Genomic DNA, 10,716 nt, shown 5'->3' with positions numbered 1-10,716 from the left:
CCGGCGACCGAACAGGCAGGCGCCCCCGGCGCGGAGGCGGCGGGCCCCGCCGCGGAAGCGTCGTTGGAGAAGGACGGCGGCGGATGTGCCCCGCCGGAGCCCGCGGCGGAGAAGGACGAGGCAGGCGGCAGCTGCGGCGGGGGCGCAGGCGCCGCGGCCGAGGAGAAGAAGGACGAGGAGCCGCCGGACGTCTCCGGCCAGGACCCCAAGGCCGCGATCGGCACGGTGAGCAAGCTGGCGCCGGACCAAGCGGCCGCCGCGCTACCGGGTGTGGACGCCGCAGCGGACAGGAAGGTCGGAGAGGAGCAGAAACGGCTGAACGCGGCGCCGCCGAAGCGGGAACGCCCTTCGGGCGCGCCGCGCACGCAGTCGGGGCCGCCCGAGGCCGCGTCGCCGGCCGCACAGGTGACCGGCAAGGTGGAAAAGCTCGGGCCGAAGGACCAGGGCGACAAGCAGCAGGCCAAGGGCAGTGAGAAGGCCGGCGGCGCGAAACCCACGGACAGTGCTCCTCCGCCGCCCATGCCCGTGGCGGCGGAGCTGAGCGCCGACGAGGCGAAGAACGTGGAGGCCGCAGCCGACGCGATCCCGACCGTGGACCCCGCACTGCGCAACAGGACGGTCGGTCCCGCGCCGAAGATCCGGCTGGAGGGGGCGAGCGACCCCAAACGGACGGACGACCAGGTCAAGGCTCTCAAGAACAAGCAGTCCGACCTCCAGAGGACGGGGCGCGAGGACGCCGCCAAGCCGATGGGCGAGGACCAGATCTTCCCGAACGCGCCGCAGGAGCAGCTCGTCGGTAAGGCGACCGGCCGCGCGGCTGCCAGGCGCAGCGTCGGCGCGGCCAAGGGATCGCGGGCCGAACCGGGAGTGGGCGCGGTCGCCAAGCAGGAGCGCGGCGGTGAGATCCAGGGGGCGGCAGGACAGGCACAGGGCGATCTGGCCGCCGAGGAGAAGAAGCACCAGCAGAGCGAGCAGCAGTCCAAGCAGGAGAAGCAGACCGAGATCGACCGTGAGGTCACGCAGAACGCGGAGAAGCAGACCGCGGAACGCGGCCGGGCCGCCGAGAACGCGCGGCGCGAACGGGAGACCTGGCGCACCGAGCAGGACAAGAAGGTCGAAGAGGCGGACAGGAACTCCGAGAAGGAGCACACCGCCAAGAACAAGGAGATCGTCAAGGCCCGCGACGAAAAGGACAAGGAGGTCGGCGACAGGAAGGACAAGGACAACCAGCAGATCGACACGGAGCGCGAGAACGCGGAGAAGGAGGCGGAGAAGAAGAAGGAGGAGGAGAAGCCCTCCGGAGGCTTCTTCGGCTGGATCGCGGACAAGGTGAAGGGCTTCTTCACCGCACTCCTGGAGGCCGTCACGGCGGTGTTCGACGCCGCGCGCAAGGCCGTGAACAGCATCATCGACACGTTCAAGGAGTGGGCGAACAAGGCCATCGACTTCGTGCGCGACCTCGCGATCGCGGCGATCAATGTGCTCGCGGACGCGCTGATCGCGATCGGCGACGTGCTGCTGGCGGCGTTCCCCGAGTTGCGGGACAAGTTCCGCAAGGCGATCGAGGACCTTCGGGACTCGGCGATCGCGGCGGTCAACACGCTGGCGGACGGCCTGAAGAAGGCCGTGAACACGCTCCTGGACGCGCTGGCCGCGGGCCTGAACGCACTGCTCGACGTCCTTGAGGCGGGCATCAAGGCCGTCATCAAGGCCTATCAGGCGGTGATCCTGGGCGCGATCAAGTTCGCCCGGGCGGCGATCGAGGCGCTGGGCAAGTTCGCGGCACTGGTCGCGGACATCGCACCGGACCCGGGCGGCTGGATCGGCAAGGCGGGCAGCTCGGCCAGGTCCGGTATCCAGGACCACCTCTGGGGTGCGATCAAGACCGGCGTCAAACGGTGGTTCGACACCAAGGTGGAAGGCATCCTCGGCCTGGGGAAGGCCGTCATCGATGTCCTGGTGAAGGGCTGCGTCTCCGTCAAGCAGATCGGGAAGATGGCCTGGGACGCGATCATCGCCTCACTGCCGATGATGATCGCCTCGATCGTGATCGAGAAGGTCGTCTCGATGATCGTTCCTGCGGCGGGCGCGATCCTCACGATCGTCCAGGGTCTGATGGCCGCCTGGCAGAGCATCAGTTCGATCCTGTCCGCCTTCAGCAAGTTCTGGGCCTACTTGAAGGCGGTGAAGGCCGGCCCGGCGGCGTGCCTGTTCGCGGAGGCGGTGGCCGCGGGGATCGTGGCGCTGCTGGACTTCATCGCGAACTTCCTGATGATCCGCCTGTCGGGTGCGACGAAGGGCGTGGGCAAGAGGCTCCAGACGATGGCCCAGAAGATCATGAAGGGCTTGAAGAGGACGGGCAGGGGCGCGAAGAAGGCGGCGGGCTCGGCGGTCAACAAGGCGCGGGACGCGATGCGGAACGCGAAGACGGCGATGACGAAGCCGGCGGTGGCGCCGGAACCGAAGGGCAAGCCGTCGCCGAACCCGAAGACACCGGTGAAGCCGAAGGACACGGCGACACCGAAGGGGCCGGCGAAGCCGGGGCCGTCTCCGTCCGCGGCGAAGCCGAAGGACACGGAGCCGGGACCGACGAAGGACAAGTCCCCCGGGGGCGCCTCTCGGACTCCCCGGAGGAAGAAGGAGATCGAGGGCCCGAAGCCGACCATGCCGAAGAAGCCGAAGTCTCCGGTGGGCAAGGCGCTGGACAAGGCGAAGTCAGCCGTGAAATCAGCCCTGAAGAAGGTCCGCAATGCGGGGAGGACGCTGGGCAGGAAGCTCAGGAAGAGCAAGGTGGGCAAGGCGCTGAAGAACAGCGCGTCGAAGCTGCGGAAAGCGTTCACGAAGAAGCGCGACCGTCTGCGCGACGACAGGAAGAACCAGCAGGAGCGGAAGAAACAGAACCAGGACGACCGGAAGAAGAAAGAGAACTCGAAGGAGTCCAAGGAGGCCCGCCTCCGCAAGATCGTTGCAAGGATCAGGCCTCAGCTGAAAGGACTCCTCGACAAGGGTGTCAGGCGCCCGGTTCTTGACGCGACACTTAGTGGGATGCGTCTGTGGTACAGGTTGACGCGCTTGTCCGTGCAGGGCGGCGAGCGCTTCGATATCGATGCTGTGCTCAATCCGGGGCAGTCGGTTGTGGCCGGCGTCAAGCTCGATCGCGACGAACTTCTCCGGTTCATCCGTCAGGTCGCAGACGAAGTGCAGAATTCTCCGCGAACGCGCGCGGGCGCCCAGGAACTCGACTACTCGGCGGACGGGAGGCAACTGGCTCTTGGTGAGCGGGCTCAGTCCCACACGCTGGCCGCCAGCTTGCGCGACAACCAGATGGCCAATGGCAGTTACCGGAGAATCGGAACTTCCGATGGGGGTGCCGCCGGCCTGAAGCAAGGCATGGACTCCCCGCGCAACCAGGTTGTCTCGCAGATCGGCGCGACGGACGAGGACAGGCTCAATCACGACTACGCCAAGATGTTCGCGGCGTTGACGCCGGACGCACAGCGGGAGCTGGCGCAGGGAATGCTCGGCGATCTGGGTGGGCGAACGGCATCGAGTTCGCAAACGTCACAGAGTCAGCGTGTCTTCCTCCACACACTGGGTGCGGTGGAAGGGAACAGGTCAAGCAGTGACCTCGTGTACCGGGCGATGGCCTACAGCCTCGGCGCGCGTGATCCCGAGGTGATCTCCACGGCCCAGCGGCGGCGCGGTATGGCTGGTCTCCAGCGCGTGATGATGAAACTCCCGCTTGCTCCCAAGGGCGCACAGAGCAGGGCCCGCCAGCTCAACTTCCGATACGCCTTCGAGGAGATGATGTCCAACTCGCAAGGTGCGGATTCGCAAGTCATTGCTCGCAGAATGTCCGTTCTGGGTAGGCGGGAGGGGCTCACACCCAGCGATCTGGAGAAACTCACGGGGATGCACTACGAGAAGCACCTCCAGGCACAGGGGGTCACCCCCGCCATGCGGAAGCAGATACGCGCGACGATGAACGACAAGAACCTGCCGGACTCGGAAAGGGAGGCGGCCCGCGACCAGATGCGCCGATGGAACAGCGCATATGCGCATGCTGCCTGGGCGCAGGCGGCTGACCGGGGTGAGGTGGCCGACACGACGGATGCAAGGAGCATGGCGCGACGCGAGGTCAGATTTCTGCAGGGCTGGGCCGCTTCGCTGGAACTGGATTTTTCCGACGAAGGCGACCCCAAGAAGGCGCTGTTCGATAGAATTCGGAGCGAGATTGAGCGTGTATACAGTGCTTCGTGAGACGTGCGACGAAATCTCATACTCATGCAGAAAGGGTGCAGTGCATGCCCGTAGGCCGGTTCTCGAGCAGAAATCTCGTTGTCAGAGAGGGTGCTGAATCAGAAGATATCAAGGCAATCGCTGACCGCAATGGCTGGGTCTTCGCAGGCCAGGTGGAAAGGGATCCCGGTGCGGGAGTCTTCTATGAAGTCAAATGGGATCCCGGGAACGGTGGTTCTGTTCACTACATCGTGGATGAATTCGCGGACGTCGTCTACCTGGTCGTGCGAAACGATGACCAGGGCGCTGCCGAGGAGAGCGCCGACCGCATCGCTGACCAGTTTCCCGTCCGGCGCCTCGACGACATGCTTGAGGAATTCGATGCCAGTGTTTATCCGGCAGGCTGGGCCAAAGCTCTGATGCGCCTGGGAGTCGGTTCCCCGCTGGTCGAGAACTCCGATGTTGTCACCCGCGTGCGGGAGTCGGTCGAGCACAAGGACGCACGGGTCCGTAGGGCAGCGCTCTGGGCGATGGTGTATGCCGAATGGCCCGTCTACCGGGCCCTCCTGGCGCAGATGGCGGGATCGGACGAGGACCCGCACATCGCACGCGAGGCAGCACAGGCCGTCGCGCGATTCGACGCAACGGAGGAAACCGGCCGATGACCCGCTACGCGGACATCCCCAAACCCATCCGCTCCGGCATCGTCGTCGTCGACCCCGAGCGCGGCACCCCCCAGCGCATCATCGTCCTCCAGTTCAACCCCGACACCCTGGAGCGCAGCCTCGCCCCCCAGTCCGCCGGCGGCACCGGGGACTCCGGCGGAGGAGGCAGCGGGTCCGGGGACCGCAACGAGGCACTCCGCCTCAAGGGGCCCGCAGAGGAGACCTGGAAGTTCACCGCCGAGATCGATTCCACCGACCAGTTCGAGGTCGCCGCTCCCGACGGGATCCACCCCGAGCTGGCCACCCTCGAAATGCTGGTCCACCCGACCACCGCCCAACTGCGCGAGGCGAGCCGGCTCGCCAAGAAGGGGACCATCGAGATCAGCCCGATCGAGATGCCGCTCACCCTCTTCACGTGGGGCAGCAAGCGCGTCATGCCCGTGCGCCTCACCGAACTGTCCATCAACGAGTCGGCGTTCGACGTGAACCTCAATCCGATCCGGGCGAGCCTCAGCATCGGCATGAAGGTGCTCAGCGTCAGCGACCTGCCCGCCGGGCACCGCGGGGCCGATCTGTACATGGCGCACCTCGCGCAGAAGGAGCAGCTCGCCAGGGCCGCGCGAGGTGGCGGTCCCGCCTCGCCGGGGCCGGCCGGGGGCTACACCGTCCTGAGGAGGGGCTGAAGGACATGGCCGGGATCGAACCGTACGAGAACGCACTGGACGCCGTACCCGGCGCCCACCCCTACCCCCGCTCCAGCCGCTACCACGACGCCGAGATCGGCGTGCACCGGATGGCCGACGGGACCGAAGTGCGCTACACGAAGCGGCGGTTACTGCCGCCGCTGGCCGAGACGGCACAGGAGAGCGCCCCGCACACCGTCAGCAGCGGAGAGCGGCCGGACCTGCTCGCGCAGCGGTACATCGGCGATCCGGGGCAGTGGTGGCAGATCGCCGACGCCAATCCGGTGCTCGACCCGCACGAGCTGACCGAGGAGGCGGGCCGCACCATCGCGATCCCGCACGCCGGCGGTTTCCAGGGAGCCAGGTATGTCTGACCAGCCCGTGGGGAGCGGGCCCATCCACATCACGCTGGAGACGGGGCCCCGGCTGACCCGGCCGGTCCCGCCCGAGGTCACCGAGGCGCTGCTGTCCGCCCGGATCACCGCCACCGCGGGCGAACGCAGCGGCTTCCAGCTGGCGTTCGACCTCACCAAGCAGGGTGCGCTGTCCCGTCAGCTGCTGCCCGAGGGGTTCTTCGACCCGAAGACCCGGGTGATCCTCTCCGTGAGCGTGAAGGGCACGGCATGGGTGCTGCTCGACGGGCTGATCGTGCGCCAGGAGGTCGGCGCCAGCAACCAGCCGGGACACTCCACCCTCACGGTGACCGGTGAGGACCTGACACTCCTCATGGACCTGGAGGAGCGCACCGACCGGTACCCGAACCTGCGTCCTTCCGGACGCGTCGCGCGCATCCTCGCCAAGTACGCCGACTACGGCATCGAGGCCCGCGTCTTCCAGGAACAGATCGAGCAGCCCCCGCGCGAACAGCTCAGGGTCGACCACCAGGCGGGCACCGACCTGAGCTACGTGAACGACCTGGCCCGCGCCAACGGGTACACGTTCTACCTCGAACCCGGCCCCCGGCCCGGTCGCTCCACCGCCGTCTGGGGACCGGAGGCCCGCATCGGGCAGCGCCAGCACGCGCTCAACGTGAACATGGACGTCCACTCGACCGTGGACCAGCTGACGTTCGCGTACGACGGGACGGCGCGGGAGGAACCACAGGCCCGGGTCCAGGACCCGGCCACCCGTGACAGCCGGCTGCTGCCGCAGCCCGACATCGGGCCGCTGCGCCCTCCGCTGGGCCGCCGTGCCACCCCCGCGCTGAAACGGCGCACGCTGTCCGGCACGGCGAAGAAGGAGTCGGCCCAGGCACAGGCGGAGCTGCTCGCCAGGGCCGCGCTGTCCGCCGACGCCATCTCGGGGTCCGGATCCCTGGACGTCAACCGGCACGGGTACCTCCTGCGGCCGCGCGAGCTGGTCGGGGTCCGCGGCGCCGGAGTGACGTACGACGGCGACTACTTCGTCAAGTCCGTCACCCACACCATCAGACCCGGCTCGTACCAGCAGAACTTCACGCTCTCACGCGAGGGCCTCATCGCCAGGAGCAGCACCGTACGACCGTGACAGCCGCGACAGCGGAGCGGAAGAGAACGCGGAAGAGAACACAGGAGAGCGACGCATGGCTGCAGGACCGAACAACCGGTTCCTCGGCAAGTTCCGGGGGCGGGTCGTCGGCAACGACGACCCGCTGAGGATCGGGCGGGTCACGGTCAAGGTGCCGGACGTCCTGGGGGACGAGACGTCCACCTGGGCCATGCCCTGCCTGCCGTTCACGGGGCCGCAGTCGGGGCAGTACGCCGTCCCCGCCGAAGGGGCGGGCGTATGGGTGGAGTTCGAACAGGGAGACGTCAGTTTCCCCATCTGGACGGGCTGCTGGTACGGCGATACGTCCGAACTCCCGCCGGACGCCCTGACCGGAGGCCCCGCGCACCAGAACGTGGTCATCCAGACCTCCGACCGGCACAAGTTCGTCATGGGCGACGTACCGGACGGCGGCGACGGCATCCGCCTCCAGGCCGCGACCGGCGCGTACATCCAGGTGGACGAGAAGGGCGTGACGATCGCCGACGGCCAGGGCGCCTCGATCGTGCTCAAGGGCGGCGAGGTCGACATCAACGACGGCCGGCTGATCGTGGCCGAGAAGCAGTGAAGCAGTAACAGACAACGGGGAGAGAAGACTTGTCCACCAGCGCAGGGACCATCGTCAGCGCCGCCGCGACCCTCCAGTGCCCGCACGGCGGCCGGGCCTCCGCCGGCTCCACGCATGCCGCCGTGCGTCTGGACGGCCTGCCCGTGCACACCGCCTCGGACACCTTCGTGGTGACCGGGTGCCCGCACACCGCCGACGGGGTGCCGCTGCCGTGCACCACCGTCCGGTGGAGCCCGCAGCCGGGCGGCGTACTCGTGGGCGGAGCGCCCGTCCTGCTGCACACGAGTGCGGCGCAGTGCTTCAGCGCGGCACTCGTGCCCCAGGGGCCACCGGTCGTGACCGGGGCCCGGTGGGGGGCGACGTGCCGATGAGGGCCGCACGCAGCGACATCGCGTTCCCGTTCCGCAGCGACCGGCGCGGGCGGACGGCACATGCCCGGTACGACGAGCACGTGCGCGACCTGGTCGAGCAGTTGCTGTTCACCAGCCCGGGCGAGCGGGTGATGCGTCCCGACTTCGGCTGCGGCCTCCTGGACCTGGTGTTCACGCCGAACAGCCCCGAGCTGGCTTCGGCCCTCGAACTGTCGGTGCAGGCCTCTCTGCAGCGCTGGCTGGGTGAGCTGATCGACGTCGAGACGCTGGACGTGGTGAGTGAGGAGAACGTGGTCCGGGTGCATCTGAGCTATGTGGTCCGCTCCACCGGGAGCCGGCGCGACGAGGTGTTCGAAGGGAGCGGACCCGCATGAGCGGCACGGGCGGGGAAGTGGTCCGCCGCACGGACGGCAGGCGCGGCAAGGTGCGTGCGGCGCGCCTCCACGGTGTGGACGCCGTGGAGGCCGGGGACGACGGGCTGACCCTGACGGTCACCTTCCTGGGCAAGGCCCCGCACGGGCTGTGCCCGGAGAACATCCGCATCGACGGGGGCCGCCGCGTCACGGATGTCGAAGCGGTCGACGTGAGCGTGGAGCGGGAGAACGACCCGGAGCTCGACGACCGGCTGCTCGTGACGGTCGACCGCACCGGGGACGCCTCGCGCTACCGGCTCTCGGTGGTGGAGGCCGATCCGTACGGGCGGCCGGGCACGGAGCCGTACCCCGGTTTCGACCAGCGGTACTTCCGGGCGGAGTTCGAGTTCGGGACGGACTGCCCCACGCCCTTCGACTGCGTGGACGACGAGGCCGGCCGCGACCACGGCCCCCGCGCCGAGGCGCCCGTGATCGACTACACGGCCCGTGACTACGACTCCGTACGCCGTCTGATCCTCGACCGGCTCGCGCTGACCACACCCGACTGGGTGGAGCGCAACCCCGCCGACCTGGGGGTCACGCTCGTCGAGCTGCTGGCGCACACGGCCGACCGGATCAGCTACCACCAGGACGCGGTCGCGACGGAGGCATACCTGGACACCGCCCGCAGGCGGGTCTCGGTGCGCCGGCACGTACGGCTGGTCGACTACCCGATGCACGACGGCTGCAACGCCAGGACCCTGGTGACCGTCGAGGTGACGAGGCGGCTGACGCTGCTGCCGGGCACCTTCCGCTTCGCCGCGGTCGACGTCCGCGCACCAGGACTTCGCGACCGGCCCGGGACCGGCACCGTCGTCGAGGACCGCGAGCTGGCGGTACCGGCCGAGCACGGCGCGGTGGAGGTGTTCGAGCCGGTGGTGGACACCGAGCCGGCCGAACTGCGTCCCGCGCACAACACCATCCGCTTCTGGACCTGGGGCGATGAGGTGTGCGTCCTGCCGCAGGGCGCGGTCTCCGCGACGCTGCGGGACGGGTGGGCCGACAAGAGGTGCACGACGCGGTCACTGGCCCTGGCACCCGGCGATCTGCTGGTGTTCGAGGAAGTGCGCGGGGCGCGTTCGGGCATGCCGGGCGACGCGGATCCCGCGCACCGCCAGGCGGTACGGCTGACCTCGGTCACCCCGGGTGTGGACCGGCTGGCCGGCCAGCCGGTGCTGGAGATCACCTGGGCCCGCCAGGACGCGCTCGCCCTCCCCGTGTGCCTGTCGACGCGCGGCGGCCCGGACTGCGAACCGGTCGCGGACGTGAGCGTCGCCCGGGGCAATGTGGTCCTCGTCGACCACGGCAGGTCGCTGACCTTCGGAGGGGCCCTGCCGGAGACGGTCGTCGTACCCCCCGTGCCCGCCGTGCCCGGTTCCTGCGAACCGGCCGCCTTCGGCTGCGGGGACATCGACGCGGGCAACGCCCCGGCCCGGCTCCTGGACGAACGCCTGCAACAGACGCGGCGCGGCCGGCTGCTGACCGCCGCACAGGTGCGGGAGCTGTCCGAACAGGTCGGCGACGAGCAGGTGACGCGCGCCGGGATCGGCCTGGAGCTCGCGGGACGACGACGCGAGAAGGTCGTACCGGGTACGGCGTACGAACAGGCCGAGGCGCTGGCCACGCTCCTCGCCCAGGTGGTCCACCCGGGCATCGGACCCCGGTTCCGCCCCGTGCTCCAGCGCTCACCCGTGGTCCAGGCGGCGCCGTTCCCGCTGCCGGAGCACGTCTCGGCGGGGCAGGCCGACCGGCTGGCCGCCGTGCCCGGACGGGTCCGGCAGCGGCTGGTGGAACTGTGGCGCAGCGCCCGTGACCGCGACGGGCTGTCCGAGGCGGAGACCGGCGAACTGACCGTGCTCTTCGGACTGCGGACAGTGGAGCACCTGGAGCTTCACCTCCACCCGGTACGCGCGCTGCGCGAGCTGCTGCACCGCAGCGAGCGGCTGCTGGCACCGAAGCTGCGCAGGCTCCAGGTGCTCACCGCGCGGGCGCGGGCGGGTGCGGTGCTCGACGCGGGCATCGCCTGGGAGATCGCGCAGACCTGGGGCCCCGCCCACGCGGCCGGGCTGCACCCGGACGAGCCGGTGCTGAGAGGGCCCGCGGCCGCCCTCGTCCAGGATCCGCGGGCCGCGCTGCCGGCGGTGCGGGCCCTGGACGGTGACGAGGAGTGGACCGCGCGACGGGACCTGCTGTCCACCGGTCACCGGGACCGGCACTTCGTCGGTGAGCTGGAGGACGACGGGCGGATCGCGC

The 10,716-nt window shown here is 69.4% G+C and carries 8 protein-coding genes and 1 pseudogene; all 9 read left to right on the top strand.

What is annotated here, in order from left to right; translation table 11 throughout:
- A pseudogene (locus tag VN520_RS14195) lies at positions 1–4,260 on the top strand (hypothetical protein); the annotation flags it as partial.
- Positions 4,261–4,304: 44 nt separating this feature from the next.
- Positions 4,305–4,904, top strand: a complete 600-nt coding sequence (locus VN520_RS14190; protein WP_325747263.1) for a HEAT repeat domain-containing protein — start codon at positions 4,305–4,307, stop codon at positions 4,902–4,904.
- Positions 4,901–5,587: a hypothetical protein gene (locus tag VN520_RS14185; protein ID WP_325747262.1), complete on the top strand. Its 687-nt coding sequence runs from the start codon at positions 4,901–4,903 to the stop codon at positions 5,585–5,587. Before VN520_RS14190 ends, VN520_RS14185 begins: the two co-directional genes overlap by 4 nt.
- Before the next feature lie 5 nt (positions 5,588–5,592).
- On the top strand, positions 5,593–5,961 hold the full coding sequence (locus VN520_RS14180; protein WP_325747261.1) for a hypothetical protein: 369 nt from the start codon (positions 5,593–5,595) through the stop codon (positions 5,959–5,961).
- A complete protein-coding gene (locus tag VN520_RS14175) occupies positions 5,954–7,093 on the top strand; it encodes a hypothetical protein (protein WP_325747260.1) in 1,140 nt (379 codons plus the stop codon). The genes VN520_RS14180 and VN520_RS14175 overlap by 8 nt, the downstream gene beginning before the upstream one ends.
- A 55-nt stretch (positions 7,094–7,148) precedes the next feature.
- Complete coding sequence (locus tag VN520_RS14170) at positions 7,149–7,679, top strand: phage baseplate assembly protein V (protein ID WP_325747259.1); 531 nt, start codon at positions 7,149–7,151, stop codon at positions 7,677–7,679.
- 29 nt (positions 7,680–7,708) lie between these two features.
- On the top strand, positions 7,709–8,050 hold the full coding sequence (locus tag VN520_RS14165) for a hypothetical protein (RefSeq protein WP_325747258.1): 342 nt from the start codon (positions 7,709–7,711) through the stop codon (positions 8,048–8,050).
- Positions 8,047–8,424 carry a GPW/gp25 family protein gene (locus VN520_RS14160; protein ID WP_325747257.1) on the top strand — a complete coding sequence of 126 codons (378 nt, stop codon included), beginning with the start codon at positions 8,047–8,049 and terminating at the stop codon, positions 8,422–8,424. Before VN520_RS14165 ends, VN520_RS14160 begins: the two co-directional genes overlap by 4 nt.
- The coding region (locus VN520_RS14155) for a putative baseplate assembly protein (RefSeq protein ID WP_325747256.1) at positions 8,421–10,716 on the top strand (2,296 nt) is incomplete at its 3' end. The genes VN520_RS14160 and VN520_RS14155, both read left to right, overlap by 4 nt.

It is taken from the genome of Streptomyces sp. (genome assembly GCF_035563135.1).
Lineage (GTDB): Bacteria > Actinomycetota > Actinomycetes > Streptomycetales > Streptomycetaceae > Streptomyces.
The sequence above is the reverse complement of the archived record's forward strand: the minus strand, read 5'-3'. Positions and strand labels throughout refer to the sequence as shown.

Excerpts from the sequence above, each read along its gene's own strand:
- VN520_RS14190 (WP_325747263.1), top strand. The coding sequence starts at position 4,305 with ATGCCCGTAGGCCGGTTCTCGAGCAGAAATCTCGTTGTCAGAGAGGGT.
- VN520_RS14185 (WP_325747262.1), top strand. The coding sequence starts at position 4,901 with ATGACCCGCTACGCGGACATCCCCAAACCCATCCGCTCCGGCATCGTC.
- VN520_RS14180 (WP_325747261.1), top strand. The coding sequence starts at position 5,593 with ATGGCCGGGATCGAACCGTACGAGAACGCACTGGACGCCGTACCCGGC.
- VN520_RS14175 (WP_325747260.1), top strand. The coding sequence starts at position 5,954 with ATGTCTGACCAGCCCGTGGGGAGCGGGCCCATCCACATCACGCTGGAG.
- VN520_RS14170 (WP_325747259.1), top strand. The coding sequence starts at position 7,149 with ATGGCTGCAGGACCGAACAACCGGTTCCTCGGCAAGTTCCGGGGGCGG.
- VN520_RS14160 (WP_325747257.1), top strand. The coding sequence starts at position 8,047 with ATGAGGGCCGCACGCAGCGACATCGCGTTCCCGTTCCGCAGCGACCGG.